Consider the following 18,738-nt stretch of genomic DNA (forward strand, 5'->3'; position numbering starts at 1 on the left):
GCCCTTGGCCCTTGCGGCTTCAATCCCTATATGGGCGCGGTATGCCAAGGCTTATGCCCCAAGGAAACCCCATGACCATCGGAACGCAAATCGCATGGGACGATACCGTCCTGCCCTTCCAGCTTGACCGTTCGGACATCCGCGGCCGCGTGGCGCGGCTTGACGGCGTTCTGGAGCAGGTCCTGTCCAAACACGACTACCCCCCGCAGATCGAGTCGCTGGTGGCCGAGGCCGCGCTGCTGACCGCGCTGATCGGGCAGACGATCAAGCTGCGCTGGAAGCTGTCGCTGCAGATCCGCGGCAACGGCGCGGTGAAGTTGATCGCGACGGATTATTACGGCCCGACCGATGATGGCGCCCCCGCGCGCATCCGCGCCTATGCCATGTTCGAGGCGGCGGAACTGACGGCAGGTGACGCCTTCGCCCAGATCGGCGCGGGCTATTTCGCCATCCTGATCGACCAGGGCGAGGGCACGGTCCCCTATCAGGGCATCACCCCCATCGCCGGCGGATCGCTGTCCAAATGCGCCGAGACCTATTTCGCGCAGTCCGAACAGCTTCCGACGCGTTTCGAGCTGTCCTATGGCCGCAGTCAGGTGCCGGGGGCGACCGAGACGTGGCGGGCGGGCGGCGTGATGCTTCAGCACATGCCCAAGGCGTCCCCCTCGGTGGGCGAAGCCACGGGCGAGGGCGGTCTTCTGACCCATGCCGACATCCTTGCCGGGGACGAGGGCGAGAACTGGATGCGCGCCAACTACCTTCTCGACACCGTCGAGGAGCTGGAGCTGATCGGCCCGCAGCTTGCGCCCACCGATCTGCTGGTGCGCCTGTTCCACGAGGAAGCCCCCCGCGTCTATGACGCCCAGCCGGTGCGCTTCGGCTGTTCCTGCTCTGCCGACAAGGTGCGGGATTCGCTCGCGCAATATCCGCAGTCCGAGATCGCCGAGATGGTCACAGACGAGGGGATCGTCACCGCCGACTGTCAGTTCTGCGGCGCGCATTACGAATTCGACCCGGCGACGCTGGGCTCGGACGCGCGTGCGTGACCGGCTGATCGGCGCAGTGGCGCGGCCCTCTGCCGCGTCGTCGGATTTCGATCTGAACCCGGCGGTCAGGGCGCCGCCGGGCCGCAAGCTGCGCGAGGCCGCAGTGCTGATCGCGGTGGACGAGGGGCGCATCTGGCTGACGAAACGCGCGTCGGGGCTGAAGCACCATCCCGGCCAGATCGCCTTTCCCGGAGGCAAGCTGGACGCGGGCGAAACCCCCGTCGAGGCCGCGCTGCGCGAGGCGCAGGAGGAGATCGGCCTGCCGCCCCCCTGCGTCGAGGTTCTGGGAACTCTGCCGCCGCATGAAACCGTGACCGGGTTCAGCGTGACACCGGTGATCGGCCTCGTATCACCCTTCGCGCCCGAACCGCAGGCGACCGAGGTCGAGGAGGCCTTTGCCGTGCCGCTGACACATCTGCTGAACCCCGCGCGCTATTCCATCCAGTCGCGCGAATGGCAGGGCGGGGTGCGTCGATACTATTCCGTGCCGTGGGGGCCGTATTACATCTGGGGCGCAACAGCCCGCATCCTGCGCGGCCTGGCCGAGAGGATGGCATGAAGGTCACGGGCGACTGGCTGACCACCGCGCGTCCGGTCTGCGACGCGCTGGCACCGCACCGCGCGCTTTTCGTCGGCGGCTGCGTGCGGAACGCGCTGCTGGGCGTTCCGGTGTCCGACATCGACATCGCCACCGACGCGCGGCCCGAACGGGTGCGCGATCTGGCCGAGGCTGCGGGCTTTCGCACCATCCCCACAGGGATCGAGCACGGCACCGTCACGATCATCGCGAATGGCGTCCCGCACGAGGTCACGACCTTCCGCCGCGATGTCGAAACCGACGGGCGCCGCGCCACGGTCGCCTTTTCCACCGACGTGGCCGAGGATGCGGCCCGGCGCGACTTCACCATGAACGCGCTTTACGCCGATGCGTTCGGCACGGTCATCGACCCGTTGGGTGGGCTGCCCGACCTGCGCGCGCATCACGTCCGCTTCGTGGGCGACCCCGAGGCGCGCATCCGCGAAGACTACCTGCGCATCCTTCGCTTCTTCCGCTTTCACGCGATCTATGGCCGCGATCTGGATGCGGATGGTCTGGCCGCCTGCGCCGCGAATGCCGATGGGATCGAGAGCCTGTCGCGCGAGCGGGTGGGGGCCGAAATGAAGAAGCTGCTGGCCGCGCGCGATCCCGCGCCCTCGGTCGCGGCGATGGCGCATGCGGGCGTGCTGGGCCGTGTCCTGCCGGGGTCGGACGCAAGGGCGCTGCCGGTGCTGGTGCATCTGGAAACCCTGTCGCCCGATCCGATCCGCCGTCTTGCCGTTCTGGGGGGCGAGGCCGACCTGCGCCTGTCGCGGTCCGAGGCTGCGCGCCTGACGCTGATCCGCCGCGCCGCGCTGGAGGGAAACATCCTTGAAACCGCATGGCGGCATGGTGCAGACATCGCCCGCGATGCGGCCCTGGTGCGCGCCGCGCTGATGGAATCCTTGCCTGAAACCGAGGGCATCGATGCCGCCGCCGCTGCAAGATTCCCTGTGACCGCCGCCGATCTGATGCCCGCCCTTTCCGGTGCCGCCCTTGGTGCCAGGTTGAAGGAGATCGAGGCCCGCTGGATCGCCTCCGGATTTTCGCTGTCGCGCGAGGATCTTCTGCGCTGACGGTTTTCCTTTGGCCCTTTCGCGGTTATATGCACGGGGTAACGACGAGGCTTTCCCGTGTTCCGATTTTTCGAACGGCTCGTTGATCCTTTCGAGCCTTATGCACAGACAGACACTCCACCGAACCGGCTTTGGCCGTTCCTGCGGGAATACATGAAGCCCTTCCGCAAGGTCTTCGTGGTGACGGCCATGATGGCTGTCATCATCGCGGTGATCGACCTTGCGCTGATCTGGTATGTCGGGCGGGTCGTGGACCTTCTGGCCTCGGGCGGGCCGCAGCAGGTCTGGGCCGATCACGGATGGGAACTGCTGGGCGTCGCCTTCTTCGTGCTGTTCCTGCGCCCGGTGTTCGCGGGGGCGAACACGGCGCTGCTGCATAATGCGATCCTGCCGAATTTCGGCACGCTGATCCGCTGGCGGGCGCACAGCCACGTCCTGCGCCAGCCCGTCGGCTGGTTCGAGGGCGATTTCGCCGGCCGTCTGGCCAACCGCATCATGCAGACGCCGACGGCGGCGGGGGATGCGATCTTCAACATCTTCGACGCGGTGGCATTCGCCGCAACGACGCTGGTCGGATCGCTGGTGATGCTGGGGCAGGCCGATCCGCGCCTTGCGATTCCGCTTCTGCTCTGGGCGCTCGGCTATGCCTATCTCGTGCGCTGGACGATCCGGCATGCGGCCCCGGCGGCGCAGAAAAGCTCGGACGCGCGGTCGGCGGTGAACGGGCGGGTCGTCGATGCCTATACCAACATCCATTCGGTGAAGTTGTTCGCCCATGACGGGCGCGAGCTGGACTATGCCCGCAAGTCCATCGAGGAGGCGCGGACGGCCTTTCTGAAGGAAATGCGGATCATCACGCGCATGGACATCTCTTTGACCATGCTGAACGGCGCGATGATCGTGGGCGTGATCGGCTGGGCCGTGCTGCTGTGGTATCAGGGGCAGGCGAGCGTCGGTGTGGTCGCGGCGGCATCCGCGCTGGTGATGCGGCTGAACAACCTGACCTATTGGATCATGTGGGCGACGACGCAGCTGTTCCAATCCTTCGGCATCATCAAGGAAGGGATGGAAACCATCGCCCAGCCCATCGCGCTGGTCGATGCCGACGACGCAAAGCCGCTGGCGCTGACGCATGGGCAGATCGACCTGAAGGGCGTGACCCACCATTACGGGCGCGACCGCGGCGGCTTGCAGGACGTGACCCTGACCATCCGCCCGGGCGAGAAGATCGGCGTTGTGGGCCGGTCGGGCGCGGGGAAATCGACGCTCGTGAAGCTGCTTCTGCGCTTCTATGACGTCGAGGGCGGACGGATCGAGATCGACGGGCAGGACATCGCCCGCGTCACGCAGGACAGCCTGCGCCGCAATGTCGGCATGGTCCAGCAGGACAGCAGCCTCCTGCACCGCTCGGTGCGCGAGAACATCACCTATGGCCGCCCTGACGCGACCGAGGATCAGATCGCGACCGCCGCGAAGCGGGCCGAGGCGCATGACTTCATCCTGACGCTTCAGGACAAGGAAGGCCGCACCGGATACGACGCGCAGGTGGGCGAGCGGGGGGTGAAGCTGTCGGGCGGGCAGCGCCAGCGCATCGGCCTTGCCCGCGTCATCCTGAAGGACGCGCCGATCCTCGTCTTGGACGAAGCGACATCCGCGCTGGACAGCGAGGTCGAGGCCGCGATCCTTGAAACGCTCTATGGCGTGATGGAGGGCAAGACGGTCATCGCCATCGCCCACCGCCTGTCCACCATCGCGCGGATGGACCGGATATTGGTGCTGGACGCGGGCCGCATCGCCGAACTTGGAACGCATGACGAATTGCTGGCCAAGGGCGGGCTCTATGCCCGGTTCTGGGCGCGGCAATCGGGCGGTTTCATCGACACGGATTATGTGGAAACGGGGGCGGCGGAATGAACCTGCGAAACCTTGGCGGGGTGATCGACGCCTTCCGCCCGGCGAAGACGGCACCGCCCAAGACGCTGGGCAAATTCTTTCTGTGGTGCCTGAAAGGGTCATGGCCCGCGCTGCTGTTTGCCGCGGCCGTCGCAGCGGCGACGGGCACGCTGGAGGTGGTGTCGGCCTCCATCCTCGGCTGGGTCATCGACGGCGCTTTGGAGATCGGGACCGAACGGTTTCTGGCCGACGGCTGGCACCTGCTGCTGGGCCTGATCGTGTTCTTCGTGCTGCTGCGGCCCATCGCCTTCGGGGCAAGTTCGGCCACCAATGCGATCATGGTGCAGCCGAACCTGTTCCCCTTGGTGCTGAGCCGTCTGCACCGCTGGACGATGGGGCAGGACGTCACCTTCTTCGACAACGATTTCGCCGGCCGCATCAGCCAAAAGCAGATGCAGGCCGCGCGGGCGGTCACGGATGTGGCGTCGGAAACCATCAATACCGTCGCCTTCGCGCTGGCCTCGGTCATCGGGTCTGCGATCTTCCTGATTTCGGTCGATGGCTGGCTCGCGGTGGCGCTGGGCGTCTGGCTCGTGGCTTATATTGCGCTGATCCGGTTCTTCATGCCACGGGTGCGGGGCAATTCCGCGGCGCGGGCGGCGGCACGGGCGATGGTGTCGGGGCAGGTGGTGGACACGATCACCAACATCAAGACCGTCAAGCTGTTTGCTCATGACGCGTTCGAGGATCGCGTGGCGCTGCAATCCATGGAGGTGTTCCGCCAGCGCAGCCTCGACTTCGGAGTCATCTCGACCGCGTTCCGCAGCTCGTTGATGCTCCTGTCTGGGGTGCTGCCTGTGGTGCTGATCGGCGGCACGCTTCTGCTGTGGCAGAACGGGCAGGCGACGGCGGGGGCCATCGCGGCGGCGGGTGCCATTTCGATGCGGCTGGCACAGATGTCGGGCTGGGTCAGCTTCACGCTCATGTCGATCTACACCTCGGTGGGCGAGGTCGAGGATGCGATGCAGACGCTGGCCGTGCCGCACAAGCTGCCCGATGCGGCAGGCGCGCAGGTGCTGCCCGCCGTGCAGGGCGAGGTGGCGTTCAAGGGCGTGACCTTCACCTATGGCGGGCGTCACGGCGGGGTGCATGACATCGACCTGACCATCGCGCCGGGGGAAAAGCTGGGCATCGTCGGGGCATCGGGTGCGGGCAAATCCACGCTGGTCGCGCTTTTGCTGCGGCTTTACGACGTGGAAAAGGGCACGGTCGCGATCGACGGGCAGGACGTGCGGCAGATCACGCAGGAATCCCTGCGCCGCCAGATCGGGATGGTCACGCAGGAAACCGCGATGTTCAACCGGTCCGCCCGCGACAACATCCTTTATGGTCGTCCCGACGCGACCGATGCCGAACTTGCCGACGCCGCCCGCGCGGCCGAGGCCGACACCTTCATCGAACACATGGTCGATCATCAGGGCCGGTCCGGCTATGACGCCTATCTGGGCGAGCGTGGCGTTAAACTGTCGGGCGGACAGCGCCAGCGGATCGCGCTGGCCCGCGCCTTCGTCAAGGATGCGCCGATCCTCGTGCTGGACGAGGCGACCTCGGCGCTGGATTCGGAGGTCGAGGCGTCGATCCAGACCAGCCTTGAAAAGGTGATGGAGGGCAAGACCGTGCTGGCCATCGCGCACCGGCTGTCCACCATCGCCGAAATGGACCGGATCGTGGTGCTTGAGGCGGGCCGGATCGTCGAGGAAGGCACACATGAGGGGCTTCTGGCGCAGAACGGGCTTTACGCGCGCTACTGGAACAGGCAATCGGGCGGCTTTCTTGGATTGGAAGAGGCTGCCGAGTGAAACTGACGATCGATCGCCTTGGCCATCGCGGCGATGCGGTGGCGATGGGGCCGGACGGCCCGGTCTACATCCCCCGGATGCTTCCGGGCGAGGTGGTCGAGGCGGACACACATGCCATCATCACACCCTCGCCCGACCGGGTAAAGGCGCCCTGCCCGCATTACCGCACCTGCGGCGGCTGTTCGCTGCAACATGCCTCCGACCGTTTCGTGGCGGAATGGAAGCGGGCGGTGGTCTTGGGCGCTTTGGCAGGGCAGGGGCTGGACGCGCCGGTGGGCGAGACGGTGACATCGCCCCCGCGCAGCCGTCGCCGCGCCACGCTGCACGGGCGGCGCACCAAGGGCGGCGTCCTGCTGGGCTTTCATGCGCGGGCGTCCGATACGCTGGTCGCGGTGCCGAACTGCATCCTGCTGACGCCGGAGCTGATGGCCAGCTTCCCCGCGCTGGAGGCGCTGGTGAAGGCGGGCGGCTCTCGGTCCGGGGAAGTGTCGCTGACGGTCACGCAAAGCCTTGCCGGGCCGGAGGTGTCGGTGACGGGCGGCAAGCCCCTGGACGCGATGCTGCGGCTTGAACTGGCCCGCGTGGCCGAGGCGCAGGGCATCGCCCGCCTGACATGGGAAGGCGAAACCATCGCCCTGCGTGCGAACCCCATGCAGCGTTTCGGCGCGGCGCTGGTCGCCCCGCCCCCCGGCGCCTTCCTTCAGGCGACGGCGGCGGGCGAGGCGGCGCTTTTGGGCTTCGTGCGCGGCTGGACGGCGGGGGCGAAGCGGATCGTGGACCTGTTCGCCGGGTCCGGCACCTTCAGCCTGCCGCTGGCAGAGGAGGCCGAGGTTCACGCGGTGGAGGGTGATGCCGCGATGATGGCCGCGCTGGATCGCGGCTGGCGCAATGCGGCGCTGAAACGGGTGACGACCGAAACCCGCGATCTGTTCCGCCGCCCGCTGGAGCCGGACGAGTTCAAGGGCTTCGACGCCGTCGTGATCGACCCACCCCGCGCCGGGGCCGAGGCGCAGGTTGCGACCCTTGCGCGCAGCCGCGTGCCGCGCATTGCGATGGTCAGCTGCAACCCCGTGACTTTCGCGCGTGACGCCAAGGTGTTGATCGCGGCGGGCTATGCGCTGGACCGGGTAGAGGTCGTGGACCAGTTCCGCTGGAGCCCGCATGTCGAACTGGCGGCCCGCTTCACCGTGTCGTGAAAAATTCCTGCTAGGCGATTGCGGGATTCGGATATATCCGCAGAAAAAAGCGCATCGAGCGGATAATAAAATGCGGGCAGTGAAAATCCTTTCAGCCCTTGCGGTGGCCTTGTTTCTGGCCGCCTGCGGGGGCGACAGCGGCATCGGCGGCGGGCCGAGCAAATTTCGCGACTATGACGGGCCGCCCGTGACCTCGGTGCAGGTCCACAAGGCCGAACGGAAAATGTATCTTCTGAACGGCAACCGGGTGCTGAAGACCTATGACATCGCGCTGGGCTTCCAGCCGGTGGGTCACAAGCAGTTCGAAGGCGATGGCAAGACGCCCGAGGGCGCATATTGGCTGGACCGCCAGAACCCGAACAGCGCCTATCACCTGTCGGTCGGCGTCTCGTATCCCAACGCGAACGACCGGATCAACGCGCTGGCGAATGGCAAGCTGCCCGGCGGCGACATCTTCATCCACGGCGATTCGCGTGGCCCGAAACGGCAGCGCGATTGGACCGCAGGCTGCATCGCCGTCACGGATGACGAGATCGAGGAGATCTATTCAATGATCCGGGTCGGGACCGTCATTCACATCATGAAATGAAAAAGGCCCCTCGCGGGGCCTTTTGCGTCAGAGGCCCGAGGCCATCATCATCGACCCGCCGCCCGCGCCGGTGACCATGGTCCACCAGATCTTGCCGCTGGATTCCTGATACCACGAGAAGCCCAGATCGGTCGCGGCGGGGTTCAGCGCCACGTCGCGCGTGTCGGGCTTGCCCATCCAGTTCGCGACGGTTTCCAGCTCGGTCTGGTAGGTTTCCGAGATGTTTTCGCCCAGAAGCTTGCCGCGATAGCCTGCGCGCTGCGCCCGGACCAGCGGCGAGGAGCCGTCCGATCCGAAATGCCACGGGCGGTTCTGCACCGACATGTCGCGCGAATGGGTCGCGGCTGCCGCGGTCAGTTCGGCGTTCAGCGACAGCGGGCCAAGGCCCCGCGCCTGACGCAGCGTGTTGACGGAATCGAGCACGCGATAGGTCACCGCCGCTTCGTCCGCCGAAGAAATGCGATACATGCCGGGGCCGGATTGCACGGACTGGCCGGTGCCGCAGGCGGAAAGGGCGATGGCGCCGCAAAGGGCCAGAACGGAAAGCTTCTTCATCTCGGTCCCGAAAAAAAAGGTTGCGGGGGTCGTCATAGCCAATCGCAAGGCGTGTTTCAAACGCAACTCTGCGTGACTGTCGACGTTCTTCGGCGATAGTGGTTTGCGACGCACTGTCGCAGGCGGTATGATCCCCGCCGGACGATACCGGCCCCTTGCCGGACGCTTTTTCAAGGAGAGATTCGTAGATGGGCGACGTGAAGCTTAACCGCCGCGCGCTTCTGGGGGCGGCTGCCGCAGGCATGGGTGCCATGGCGCTGCCCGCATTCGCGCAGGACGGCACGACCGTGATGGAGCCTTCGGCAACGGTTCGCAGCAACACCTCCAGCTTCCGTATGCTGGACTGGCAGGATTATTTCGACAACACCCGCAACGGTGCGATCCTTGTCGATCTGACCTCGCGCGCGCTGCACTACTGGTCCGAAGACCAGTCGGTCTATCGCCTCTATCCGACCTCGATTCCGCTGTCCGAGGATCTGACCCGCCGTGGCCGCACGACCGTCGTGGAGAAGCGCGAGAATCCCTCGTGGCGCCCTACGCCGGCAATGCGCGAGCGCAATCCCGAATGGCCCGAAGTCGTCCAGGGCGGCGCGCCGGACAACCCGCTGGGCGTGCGCGCGCTGTATCTTTCCTGGACCTATTACCGTATCCACGGCACGCATGACACCCGCAAGATCGGGCGGGCCTCATCCAATGGTTGTGTCGGGCTGTATAACGAACACATCATCGACCTGTACAACCTGACCAAGGTCGGAACGCAGGTGTTGCTAATTTAACCCTGTGGATAACGGGCATCCCGGGAACCATTTGCGCCAGATTGCATTTGGTTACCGGAGATGCTTAGTCATCCCTACGAGGTACAGTCTTGGGTGCGCATCACCGCCTCTGAAAATCGTTGGTGCGCAATAACTGGAGGTCAAAATGAAAAAATTCGCTCTCGCAGCCGCTCTCTCGGTCGCAGCAACGTCGGCATTCGCCGGTGGCATGGCCGAGCCGGTCATCGAACAGCCGGTCATGGCTCCGGCTGTCGTCGAAGAAGACACCAGCTCGTCGGCTGGCGGCGTCGTCGTTCCGCTGCTGCTGCTGCTGGTTGTGGCTGCTGCTGCTGCTTCCTGATTTCAGGAACATCGAAATACGGAAAAGGCGGTGGGGAAACCCACCGCCTTTTTCATATCCAGCCTGTCAGGTTTTCCCGGATCGCCTGCGCCAGCGCCGCGATATGGTCGGGCCGGTCGTTCAGGCAGGGGATATAGGTGAACTTCTCGCCGCCTGCGTGGAGGAAGGCTTCGCGGATCTCGCCGTTGATTTCCTCCAGCGTCTCGATGCAGTCGGCGGAAAAGGCGGGGGCCATGACGGCGATGTGGCGTTTGCCTTGTTTTGCCAATTCGGCCACATGTTCGACGGTATAGGGTTTCAGCCACTCCTCGGGGCCGAAGACCGACTGGAAGGTGGTGTGAATCGACCCTTCGTCCCAGCCCAGCGTTTCGCGCAGCAGTCGCGTCGTCTTCTGGCACTGGCAGTGATAGGGGTCGCCCTGCATCAGATAGCGTTTCGGCATCCCGTGATAGGACGCGACCAGCACCTCGGGCTTGTCGTCCAGCGCGGCATAGGCCTCGGTCACGGATGCGGCCAGCGATTGCAGATACATCGGATGTTCGAAATATTCCGGCATCACGCGCGCGGCGGGCTGGCGGACTTCCTTCATCAGCGCGGCAAAGAACGCGTCGTTCGCCGTGGCCGAGGTCGCGCCCGCATATTGCGGATAAAGCGGCACGAACAGGATCTTTTCGCACCCCGCCTCGACCATCGCCCCGACCTTGGACTTGGTCGAAGGGTTGCCGTAACGCATCGCGAAATCGACCATCACCTCGGGCAGTGCGGCTTGAAGGGCCGCGGTCTGGTCCTTGGTGATCGTCATCAGCGGGCTCTCGCCCTTGTCGTGGTTCCAGATCAGCTTGTAATTCGCACCCGAGGTGAAGGGCCGTTTCGACAGGATGATCAGCTGCAGCAGCGGCTGCCATTTCCACGAGGGGTAGTCGATCACCCGTTTATCCGACAGGAATTCGGACAGATAGCGGCGCATGGACCAGTAATCGTAACCGTCGGGCGTCCCCAGATTGGCGACTAGGACCCCCACCTTTGGCGGTTTCACGGGCGGGTGACCTGCGGGGATGTGGCTCATGCTGCGCTCCTTGGCTTGGCCAAGGACATACGCCGTCACTCGGGCAGCTTCAATGCGTCGGCCAGCCGCGTTTGCGCCGATCCGGGGCGCAGGGGTTTCTGCTGGCTGTCGTCGGGCGCCCAGCCGGTCAGCCAGATCGTCTCGAACGTGGCCGGAACGCGGCCTTCGCCATCGGCCAGCGCCTGATAACGGCGGGCGGCGTCCAGCAGCACCGCGCGGCGGGTCGGGCGGCGCAGGCGGCCCTCCAAAGCGTTCGCCTCGCCCATCGCGCGCAGGTCGTGCATCAGGTGCAGCGCGTCGCGATACCGGACCCGGCGCTTGAAACTGTCGGCCACCGGCAGCGCCAGCCCCGCGCGGCCCAGAAGCGCGCCCATGTCCCGGATCTCGGCCATCGGCAGCACGCGGGGGGAAAGGCCGCCGGTGATCGCGGCTTCGGCCTCGGTCAGCACGGTGCGCAGTTCCGACAGTGTCTGGCCACCGAAGGCCGCGCAGATGAACAGCCCGTCGGGGCGCAGCGCGCGGCGGCATTGCACGATCTGCCCCACCGGATCGTTCGCCCAATGCAGGCACAGCGCATGGATCACCAGATCATGCGCGCCCGGCGTCAGGGCCAGCACATCGTCGTCGGGAACGGTCGGGAAGGGCCACAATTCGGGGAAAGGCGTCACGACGACCGGGTCCGTAAAGGTTCTGTTAACCTCGCTCAGTCTTTCCTGAACCTCGGCCACGACCTCCTCGTGCAGGAACATCGCATCGCGCGTGGCGCGGGCGCGGTGGGCAAGCAGGGCGGGGCGGTCGGTGATCGGCGTCATGGCGTGCAAGATGAGGAGCGGCGGATGGGATTGCAAGGCGTGCTGCGCATGATCTACCCCCCGCGCTGCATAAGCTGCGACGCGGCGGTGACCTCGGATTTCGGCCTGTGCGGCCCATGCTGGCGCGACACGCCCTTCATCACGGGTGCCGTGTGCGATCGTTGCGGAACCCCGGTGCCGGGCGAAGACGATGGCGGCATCTGCGACGATTGCCTGACCCTGTTGCCGCCGTGGTCGCGCGGGCGGGCGGCGATGATGTATGACGGCAACGGGCGGCGGCTGGTGCTGGCGCTGAAGCATGGCGACCGGCTGGACCTTGCGATCCCGGCGGGGAAGTGGCTGCACCGTGCTGCTGCACCGATCTTGCAACCGGGGATGATCGTCGCGCCCGTGCCGCTGCACTGGACGCGGCTGATCAAGCGCAAATACAACCAGTCGGCGCTGCTGGGCCGTGCGCTTGCCAAGGTGGCGGGGTTGGAGCATCTGCCCGACCTTCTGCACCGCACCCGCAACACCCGCAGCCAAGAGGGGCGGGGCCGCGAGGGGCGTTTCGACAATATGGCCGGGGCGCTGGCCGTGCGCCGCCCGGCGCGGGTGAAGGGCCGCCCGGTCCTGCTGATTGACGATGTGATGACCTCTGGCGCGACGCTGGGCGCGGCGGCAGAGGCCTGTTTCGGCGTCGGGGCCGCAGATGTCGCGGTGCTGGTGCTGGCGCGCGTTGCGAAGAATGCCTAGATGCCTATAGTCTGACGGTACAGGAGAATTCGCATGGCCACGGTCGAGATCTATACCACGCCCACCTGCCCCTTCTGCCACGCGGCAAAGCGGCTGCTGGCATCCAAGGGCACGGCTTACACCGAAATCGACGTCAGCCGTGATCCGGCGATCCGCACGGCGATGACGCAGCGCGCGAACGGACGACGCACCGTGCCGCAAGTGTTCATCGACGGGCATCACATCGGCGGCTCGGACGATCTGCACGCGCTGGATGCCAAGGGCGGGCTCGACCCGATGCTGGCGGGCTGATGCGCGCGGGGCTGGTGCAGCTGACCGTGACGGACGACCCTTCGGCCAACCTGCCGAAGACGGTGGCCCGCATCCGCGAGGCGGCGGAGGGCGGGGCCGATCTGATCCTGACGCCGGAATGCACCAACGCCCTGTCTTCCAGTCGCGCCCATCAGCGCGAGGTGTTCCGCCACCAGGAGGATGATCCGACCCTTTCCGCCCTGCGGGACGAGGCGGCGCGTCTGGGCAAATGGCTGCTGATCGGATCATTGGGCCTGAAGACCCATGACGAGGACGGCCGTTTCGCCAATCGCAGCTTCCTGATCGGGCCGGACGGGGCCATCGCCGCGCAATACGACAAGATCCATATGTTCGACGTGAACGTGTCGGAAACCGAAGTGTATCGCGAATCCTCGGGCTATCGTCCGGGCAGGGCTGCGGTGGTGGCCGATACGCCATTGGCCCGGATCGGGATGACGGTCTGCTATGACGTGCGCTTCCCCGCGCTTTATCGCCATCTGGCGCAGGAGGGGGCGCAGATCATCACCGTGCCCGCCGCCTTCAACCACCTGACCGGGCAGGCGCATTGGGAAATCCTGCTGCGCGCCCGCGCGATCGAGACGGGGTGCTTCATCCTTGCCCCCGCCCAGACCGGGTTCCACGCCGAAACCCATGGCAACGGTCGCCGCACCCATGGTCAAAGCCTGTGCATCGCGCCGTGGGGCGAGGTTCTGGCCGATGGCGGCGACCAGCCCGGCGTCACCTTTGCCGAGATCGATCTGGCCGAGGTGGACCGCGCCCGCACCCGCATCCCCTCGCTGACCCATGACCGGCCCTTCGTATGAGCGATCTTGCCATCGCCCTGTTCGGAGAGCTGTTCATGGCCGACCAGCTGGCCCGCAACCGCATCTCCAAGGTTCTGCCCAAGGGGATGGAGCTTTCGCATTTCGGCGTGCTGAACCATCTGGCCCGCGCCGGAGAGGAGCGCACGCCCGCGCAGCTTGCCAAGTCGTTCCACGTCACGCGCGGGGCGATGACCAATACGCTGGCCAAGCTGGAATGGGCGGGCCACATCCATATCCGTCCCGATTGGGACGATGCGCGGCGCAAGTTCGTCGCGATCTCTCCCGCCGGGCGACAGGCGCGGGATGCGGCGGTCAGCGCCATCGTGCCGCTGATCGGCGATGTCGTCGCGTCGCTGGGGGCCGACAAGGTCCGCGCGGTTCTGCCCGTGCTGCGGGAAATGCGCACCCGGTTCGAGAATGCCGAGTGATCTGATCGTCACGGGCGCGTCGGGCAAGCTGGGCCGGATGCTGCGCCCGCTTTGGCCGGATGCGCACTGGCTGTCGCGCGGCGACGCCTGGCCGGAGGGGCGGGGCGGCGTCATACTGAACCTCGCGGGTGTCACCGATCCGAACGGCCCGCTGGAGGATAACGTCACCACCGCCGCCCGCGCCATCGACGAAGGGGCGCGCCGGGGGGCGCGGGTGTTCCTGATGTCCTCGGTTGCGGTCTATGGTGCCGGGGATTTTGCGGAAACCGACGAGCCTGCGCCGCTGAACGCCTATGGGCGCGCCAAACTGCGGATGGAGGCGCTGCCCGGCGCGGCGACGATCCTGCGGCTGGGCAATGTTGCCGGGGCGGATGCGCTTCTGGGCCGCGCTGGGGCCGAGGTCGTGCTGGACCCGGTGGACCCGGTGCGGTCCTATATCGGGCCGGTGACGCTGGCGCGGGTGCTGAGCGCAGTGATGGCGGCGCAAGACCTGCCGCGCATTCTGAACATCGCCGAACCGCCCCCCGTTGCGATGTCGGCGCTGCTGGACGCGGCGGGTATCGCGTGGCGGTTCGGCCCCGACCGTCCGGGGGGCGTCGCCCGTGTGGGGGTTTCGACCGACCGTCTGGCCGCGATCTGTCCGCTGCCGCCCGCCGACCCCGCCCGCATGGTCGCGGAATGGAGGCAGGTTTGTCCCCGTTGAAACGCGCCTTCGACATTGGTCTCGCACTGGTTCTGGCGATCCTGCTTGCGATCCCCTTCGCGGTGCTGGTCGTGGTGCTGCTGGCGGTCGAAGGGCGGCCGATCTTCTATGTGGCGGAGCGGATGAAGGCCCCCGGGCAGCCTTTCGCGCTGTGGAAGCTGCGCACGATGCGCCCTGCCGCCAGCGATTCCGGTGTCTCGGGGGGTGACAAGTCGGCGCGGATCGGCCCGATCGGGGCCATTCTCCGCAAGGCGCGATTGGATGAGATCCCGCAGCTTTGGAACGTGCTGCGCGGCGACATGAGCTTCGTCGGCCCCCGCCCCCCGCTGCGTCTTTACGTCGAGCGGTTCCCCGACCTTTACGCGCAAGTTCTGAAGAACCGCCCCGGCATCACGGGTCTTGCGTCACTGCACATCCACGGGTTCGAGGAACGTGTCCTGTCGCGCTGTGCCACCCCCGAGGAGACGGATGCCGTCTATTGCCGCCGCTGCATCCCGCGAAAGGCGCGGCTGGACCTGATCTATCAACGGCGGCAAAATTTCTGCTTTGACCTTGCGATCCTCTGGCAGACGCTCTCGCGGGTTCTATTCTTCTCTCTGCGGCGCAGAATGCAAAGCGGAAACCCGCGCAGACCGGACCCCCGTCATTGAGGGGTCCCTCCGGCTGCGTTACGAAGATGATGCACCGTTGAGACCCAAACAATTTTCGGAATCCTGCTTGTGGAAGGCGGCAATGCCTGAGTGCAGCTTCAAAGGTGACGAGTGAGCGTGGTCATGTCGCTTCGGTCGGGCCTGTTTTCCATCGTCGATCCGCTTACGCGGTCCCAGAAACAGGCGCTGCTTCTGGGCGTTGACCTCCTGATCGCGCCCGCCGCGCTGATCATGACCTGCGCGCTGGTCCATAACAGCTTCGTTCCGACCTCGCTCGTGCGGCTGATCCTTCCGCTTCTTCCGGTGGTGATGGTCATGGCAGGGGTGCTGTCCTTCGTCACCGGCATCTATCGCGTGCAGCTCAAGGCGTTCGAGACGGTGGCGATCATGAAGGCCGGCCTTATGGCGCTGCTGATGGCCGTGGGGCTGGGCGCGGCGGTGCATGGCTTCGATCTGCCGTTTCCGGGGGCGGGGATAATCCTGTTCGGGATGCTGTTCTTCCTGCTGTCGGTCGGTCTTCGCATGGGCCTTCTGCATACGCTGTTGTGGGTGCTGCGCTGGGGCAAGCCGCGCCATCGGGTGCTGATCTATGGCGCGGGCAACACGGGGGTGCAGCTTGCGGCGGCGCTCCGCTCGCACGATACCATCGTTCCGGTTGCCTTCATCGACGACAAGCCTTCCCTGCACGGCACGACGATTTCCGGGCTGCGGGTGCTGCCGCCGGACCAGATCCCCCGGCTGGTGCGCGACCGCGATATCGCGCGGGTGCTGCTGGCGATGCCCTCGGCCTCGCCGCCGCGTCAGGCGCAGATCGCGCGCGGGCTGCAGGAAACCGGCATGAAGGTGATGCACGTCCCCTCCTTCGCCCAGCTCGTCGGCGAGGAGAAGCTGATCGACGCGCTGGCCCCGGTCGTGCCGGGACGCTTCCTGAACCGCCGGCAGGTGGAGGCGGTGCTGCCGCAGGGGGCCGAGGCCTATGTCGGGCGGTCGGTGCTGGTGTCGGGCGCGGGCGGCTCGGTCGGATCGGAACTGTGCCGCCAGCTTCTGGCTGCGCGCCCCCGCCGCATCGTGCTGTTCGAAGTGTCCGAGATCGCGCTTTACAATATCGACCGCGAATTGCGCGAGCTTCCGGGGCACGAGGTAGAGGTGGTCCCGGTTCTGGGATCGGTCACGGATGCGCGGCTGGCGCGTATGGTCATGGCCGACCACGATGTCGAGGTGGTCTTTCACGCCGCCGCCTACAAACACGTCCCGCTGGTGGAATCGAACCCGATCGCTGGCCTTGCCAACAACGTGCTGGGCACCCGCACGCTGGCCGATGCCGCGAACGAGGCGGGGGTGGCGCGGTTCATCCTCATCTCGACCGACAAGGCGGTGCGCCCGACCAACATCATGGGCGCGTCGAAACGGCTGGCGGAACTGGTCATTCAGGACATCGCCAAACGCTCGCGCGGGACGTTGTTTTCGATGGTGCGTTTCGGCAACGTGCTGGGATCGTCGGGATCGGTCATTCCGCTGTTCAAGGACCAGATCGCGCGCGGCGGCCCGCTGACCCTGACGCATGAGGACGTCACCCGCTATTTCATGACCATCGCCGAGGCGGCGCGGCTGGTGATGCTGGCCGGGTCGTTCGCGGGCGAGGATGAATGCGGCGGCGAGGTGTTCGTGCTGGACATGGACAAGCCGGTGAAGATCCGCGACCTTGCACAGCAGATGATCGAAGCGGCGGGCTATACCGTGCGCGACGCGGACAACCCCAATGGCGATATCGAAATCCTCGTGACCGGGCTGCGCCCCGGCGAGAAGCTGCACGAGGAGCTTTTGATCGGCGAGGGGCTGTTGACCACGCCCCATCCCAAGATCCTGCGCGCGCGCGAGGCCTGCCTGTCGGAGCTGGAGATGGCGGGCGCGCTGCGCAGCCTGCGCTCTGCCGTGGCGGTGGGCGACGCCGATGCTGCCCGCGCGGTTGTGCGGGCCTATGTCGAAGGTTACCGTCCGCCGGGCGGCGCCGAGGACGACACGCCCCTGCTTCCCGCCGCGCGCCCCATGTAAGTATTGAAAGTGAAGCCATTGATCCTGCCCCCACGCATCCCCGCCCTTGCCGCCTGTGCGATCTGTCTTGCAACCATGGCTGCGGCCGAGGATCGGCTGTCCTTCGCGGTGGGCGGCTCCTCCAGCCCCTTCCTTGGTCAGCGCGAGGCGCTTGGCTTTGCCGAGAATGTCGCAGCGACCGCCGGGTGGGATCACCGCTCGGGCCGCTTCGGCTTCGGCCTGCATCTGGGGGCCGAGGATGACGCGGACGGGCTGCGTCTGGACGGGACCTATGCCGAAACCTATGCCGGGAACTGGGCCTTCGGGATCGGCGCGGTGGACCGGCACTGGTCGCCGTCGCGCTTTTCGTCGTTGATCATGTCCGGCAATGCGCGGCCCTTCCCCGCGATCTATGCCGAGAAGCGCGAGTTCACCGCATTCGAGACGCCGTGGCTGGCTTGGATCGGCCCGTGGAAAGCCGAGGTCTTCCTTGGCCAGTCCGACAGCGAGGGCAATCCCGACAAGACCAAGCTGTTCGGGATGCGCGTCCAGCTGCAACCGTTTGACGGGTTCGAGATCGACCTCGTCCGCACCGCGCAATGGGGCGGCGAGGGGCTGCCGGAGAACAGCGACAGCTTCCTCGACATGCTTTTCGGCAAATCCAACGAAGGCCCGAACGCCGAGGCGAACCAGCTTGCCGGTCTTGGCCTGTCGTGGCAGCTTCCCGAGACTTGGGCGCCGGTGCGGATTTATGCGCAGGCGGTGGGCGAGGATGAGGCGGGCGGTCTGCCGTCCTGCTTCATGTATCTGGCCGGGATCGAAGGAAAGGCGCAGGTCTTCGGCACCCCGACCACCGTGACGCTGGAAGGCGCCACGACCGAGATTTCGGAATCCGGGTCGGGCTATTGCGGGCCGGGCACGGCCTATAACAACGCCTACTATCCCGGTGGTTACACGAACCACGGCGATTCCATGGGGTTGGCGATCGACACCGATTCCAAGATGGTGCAGATGATCGTCGAACATCAACTGCCGCAGTTCGACCTGCATTACGCCGTGGCGTGGCACGAGATCAACACGGCAGACAACCCCGCCCACCGCCTCACATCCGAAGCGGTGGATGGCGCGGTGCTGCGCGTGGGTGCCTCGCGCAGCTATGACCAGTATCGCGTCGCGGGCGAGCTTTGGTATCAGACCTACGATCTGGACAAGGCCGATCTGGACAAGGGGCCGGGCATCGGGCTGACGGTGTCGCGGTCCTTCTAGGTTGCGGCACGGGGGCCAAGTGCCG

General features: G+C 66.2%; 20 protein-coding genes. 17 read left to right on the forward strand and 3 right to left on the reverse strand.

From position 1 onward, the window contains the following. The first annotated feature begins 71 nt into the window (after positions 1 to 71). The 7 genes from hslO (at position 72) to E2K76_RS04835 (ending at position 8,236) form a co-directional block, all read left to right on the forward strand. Positions 72 to 1,046 (forward strand): Hsp33 family molecular chaperone HslO, encoded by a 975-nt coding sequence (gene hslO, locus E2K76_RS20765; protein ID WP_246032890.1) that lies wholly within the window; start codon positions 72 to 74, stop codon positions 1,044 to 1,046. After that, positions 1,039 to 1,605, forward strand: a complete 567-nt coding sequence (locus E2K76_RS04810) for a CoA pyrophosphatase (protein ID WP_246032891.1) — start codon at positions 1,039 to 1,041, stop codon at positions 1,603 to 1,605. Before hslO ends, E2K76_RS04810 begins: the two co-directional genes overlap by 8 nt. After that, positions 1,602 to 2,699: a CCA tRNA nucleotidyltransferase gene (locus E2K76_RS04815; protein WP_136683144.1), complete on the forward strand. Its 1,098-nt coding sequence runs from the start codon at positions 1,602 to 1,604 to the stop codon at positions 2,697 to 2,699. Before E2K76_RS04810 ends, E2K76_RS04815 begins: the two co-directional genes overlap by 4 nt. A gap of 57 nt (positions 2,700 to 2,756) precedes the next feature. Then, the gene (locus tag E2K76_RS04820) at positions 2,757 to 4,613 is read left to right on the forward strand and encodes an ABC transporter ATP-binding protein (RefSeq protein ID WP_136683145.1); all 1,857 of its coding nucleotides are present in this window, start codon (positions 2,757 to 2,759) and stop codon (positions 4,611 to 4,613) included. Then, positions 4,610 to 6,451: an ABC transporter ATP-binding protein gene (locus E2K76_RS04825; protein WP_136683146.1), complete on the forward strand. Its 1,842-nt coding sequence runs from the start codon at positions 4,610 to 4,612 to the stop codon at positions 6,449 to 6,451. The genes E2K76_RS04820 and E2K76_RS04825 overlap by 4 nt, the downstream gene beginning before the upstream one ends. A gap of 44 nt (positions 6,452 to 6,495) precedes the next feature. Continuing rightward, complete coding sequence (locus E2K76_RS04830; RefSeq protein ID WP_394343927.1) at positions 6,496 to 7,647, forward strand: class I SAM-dependent RNA methyltransferase; 1,152 nt, start codon at positions 6,496 to 6,498, stop codon at positions 7,645 to 7,647. A gap of 70 nt (positions 7,648 to 7,717) precedes the next feature. Continuing rightward, positions 7,718 to 8,236: a L,D-transpeptidase family protein gene (locus E2K76_RS04835; RefSeq protein WP_136683148.1), complete on the forward strand. Its 519-nt coding sequence runs from the start codon at positions 7,718 to 7,720 to the stop codon at positions 8,234 to 8,236. Between the two features lie 27 nt (positions 8,237 to 8,263). On the opposite strand, the gene E2K76_RS04840 is transcribed toward E2K76_RS04835, so the two are convergent. Beyond that, positions 8,264 to 8,791 carry a CAP domain-containing protein gene (locus tag E2K76_RS04840; RefSeq protein WP_136683149.1) on the reverse strand — a complete coding sequence of 176 codons (528 nt, stop codon included), beginning with the start codon at positions 8,789 to 8,791 and terminating at the stop codon, positions 8,264 to 8,266. Between the two features lie 188 nt (positions 8,792 to 8,979). Between E2K76_RS04840 and E2K76_RS04845 the strand changes: the two genes are divergently transcribed. Together E2K76_RS04845 and E2K76_RS04850 are read left to right on the forward strand one after the other, a co-directional pair. After that, entirely contained in the window at positions 8,980 to 9,567 is a 588-nt protein-coding gene (locus E2K76_RS04845) for a L,D-transpeptidase (protein WP_246032892.1), read from the forward strand. A gap of 145 nt (positions 9,568 to 9,712) precedes the next feature. Continuing rightward, entirely contained in the window at positions 9,713 to 9,907 is a 195-nt protein-coding gene (locus E2K76_RS04850) for a hypothetical protein (protein WP_136683150.1), read from the forward strand. A 52-nt stretch (positions 9,908 to 9,959) separates the two neighbouring features. Here E2K76_RS04850 and hemH read toward each other — a convergent pair whose 3' ends face one another. Continuing rightward, complete coding sequence (gene hemH / locus E2K76_RS04855; protein WP_136683151.1) at positions 9,960 to 10,973, reverse strand: ferrochelatase; 1,014 nt, start codon at positions 10,971 to 10,973, stop codon at positions 9,960 to 9,962. A 35-nt stretch (positions 10,974 to 11,008) separates the two neighbouring features. Further along, entirely contained in the window at positions 11,009 to 11,785 is a 777-nt protein-coding gene (locus E2K76_RS04860) for a methyltransferase domain-containing protein (protein WP_136683152.1), read from the reverse strand. Between the two features lie 24 nt (positions 11,786 to 11,809). On the opposite strand from E2K76_RS04860, the gene E2K76_RS04865 reads away from it, so the two are divergent. The 8 genes from E2K76_RS04865 (at position 11,810) to E2K76_RS04900 (ending at position 18,713) form a co-directional block, all read left to right on the forward strand. Further along, on the forward strand, positions 11,810 to 12,520 hold the full coding sequence (locus E2K76_RS04865; RefSeq protein ID WP_136683153.1) for a ComF family protein: 711 nt from the start codon (positions 11,810 to 11,812) through the stop codon (positions 12,518 to 12,520). 33 nt (positions 12,521 to 12,553) lie between these two features. After that, positions 12,554 to 12,811 (forward strand): glutaredoxin 3, encoded by a 258-nt coding sequence (grxC, locus tag E2K76_RS04870; RefSeq protein ID WP_136683154.1) that lies wholly within the window; start codon positions 12,554 to 12,556, stop codon positions 12,809 to 12,811. Next, on the forward strand, positions 12,811 to 13,635 hold the full coding sequence (locus E2K76_RS04875; protein ID WP_136683155.1) for a carbon-nitrogen hydrolase family protein: 825 nt from the start codon (positions 12,811 to 12,813) through the stop codon (positions 13,633 to 13,635). Before grxC ends, E2K76_RS04875 begins: the two co-directional genes overlap by 1 nt. Next, entirely contained in the window at positions 13,632 to 14,063 is a 432-nt protein-coding gene (locus E2K76_RS04880; protein WP_136683156.1) for a MarR family winged helix-turn-helix transcriptional regulator, read from the forward strand. Before E2K76_RS04875 ends, E2K76_RS04880 begins: the two co-directional genes overlap by 4 nt. Continuing rightward, positions 14,053 to 14,766: an NAD-dependent epimerase/dehydratase family protein gene (locus tag E2K76_RS04885; RefSeq protein ID WP_136683157.1), complete on the forward strand. Its 714-nt coding sequence runs from the start codon at positions 14,053 to 14,055 to the stop codon at positions 14,764 to 14,766. The genes E2K76_RS04880 and E2K76_RS04885 overlap by 11 nt, the downstream gene beginning before the upstream one ends. Beyond that, on the forward strand, positions 14,754 to 15,416 hold the full coding sequence (locus tag E2K76_RS04890; protein ID WP_136683158.1) for a sugar transferase: 663 nt from the start codon (positions 14,754 to 14,756) through the stop codon (positions 15,414 to 15,416). The genes E2K76_RS04885 and E2K76_RS04890 overlap by 13 nt, the downstream gene beginning before the upstream one ends. 123 nt (positions 15,417 to 15,539) lie before the next feature. Further along, the gene (locus E2K76_RS04895) at positions 15,540 to 17,468 is read left to right on the forward strand and encodes a polysaccharide biosynthesis protein (protein ID WP_136683339.1); all 1,929 of its coding nucleotides are present in this window, start codon (positions 15,540 to 15,542) and stop codon (positions 17,466 to 17,468) included. A gap of 9 nt (positions 17,469 to 17,477) precedes the next feature. Then, positions 17,478 to 18,713: a capsule assembly Wzi family protein gene (locus E2K76_RS04900; protein ID WP_136683159.1), complete on the forward strand. Its 1,236-nt coding sequence runs from the start codon at positions 17,478 to 17,480 to the stop codon at positions 18,711 to 18,713. Positions 18,714 to 18,738 lie beyond the last annotated feature (25 nt).

It is taken from the genome of Falsirhodobacter xinxiangensis (assembly GCF_004959935.1).
Lineage (GTDB): Bacteria > Pseudomonadota > Alphaproteobacteria > Rhodobacterales > Rhodobacteraceae > Falsirhodobacter > Falsirhodobacter xinxiangensis.

Coding starts and splice junctions, on each gene's coding strand:
- E2K76_RS04835 (WP_136683148.1), top strand. CDS start 7,718: ATGCGGGCAGTGAAAATCCTTTCAGCCCTTGCGGTGGCCTTGTTTCTG.
- E2K76_RS04865 (WP_136683153.1), top strand. CDS start 11,810: ATGGGATTGCAAGGCGTGCTGCGCATGATCTACCCCCCGCGCTGCATA.
- grxC (WP_136683154.1), top strand. CDS start 12,554: ATGGCCACGGTCGAGATCTATACCACGCCCACCTGCCCCTTCTGCCAC.
- E2K76_RS04850 (WP_136683150.1), top strand. CDS start 9,713: ATGAAAAAATTCGCTCTCGCAGCCGCTCTCTCGGTCGCAGCAACGTCG.
- E2K76_RS04895 (WP_136683339.1), top strand. CDS start 15,540: ATGTCGCTTCGGTCGGGCCTGTTTTCCATCGTCGATCCGCTTACGCGG.
- E2K76_RS04825 (WP_136683146.1), top strand. CDS start 4,610: ATGAACCTGCGAAACCTTGGCGGGGTGATCGACGCCTTCCGCCCGGCG.
- E2K76_RS04840 (WP_136683149.1), bottom strand. CDS start 8,791: ATGAAGAAGCTTTCCGTTCTGGCCCTTTGCGGCGCCATCGCCCTTTCC.
- E2K76_RS04845 (WP_246032892.1), top strand. CDS start 8,980: ATGGGCGACGTGAAGCTTAACCGCCGCGCGCTTCTGGGGGCGGCTGCC.
- hemH (WP_136683151.1), bottom strand. CDS start 10,973: ATGAGCCACATCCCCGCAGGTCACCCGCCCGTGAAACCGCCAAAGGTG.
- E2K76_RS04875 (WP_136683155.1), top strand. CDS start 12,811: ATGCGCGCGGGGCTGGTGCAGCTGACCGTGACGGACGACCCTTCGGCC.
- hslO (WP_246032890.1), top strand. CDS start 72: ATGACCATCGGAACGCAAATCGCATGGGACGATACCGTCCTGCCCTTC.
- E2K76_RS04860 (WP_136683152.1), bottom strand. CDS start 11,785: ATGACGCCGATCACCGACCGCCCCGCCCTGCTTGCCCACCGCGCCCGC.
- E2K76_RS04885 (WP_136683157.1), top strand. CDS start 14,053: ATGCCGAGTGATCTGATCGTCACGGGCGCGTCGGGCAAGCTGGGCCGG.
- E2K76_RS04815 (WP_136683144.1), top strand. CDS start 1,602: ATGAAGGTCACGGGCGACTGGCTGACCACCGCGCGTCCGGTCTGCGAC.
- E2K76_RS04880 (WP_136683156.1), top strand. CDS start 13,632: ATGAGCGATCTTGCCATCGCCCTGTTCGGAGAGCTGTTCATGGCCGAC.
- E2K76_RS04830 (WP_394343927.1), top strand. CDS start 6,496: ATGGGGCCGGACGGCCCGGTCTACATCCCCCGGATGCTTCCGGGCGAG.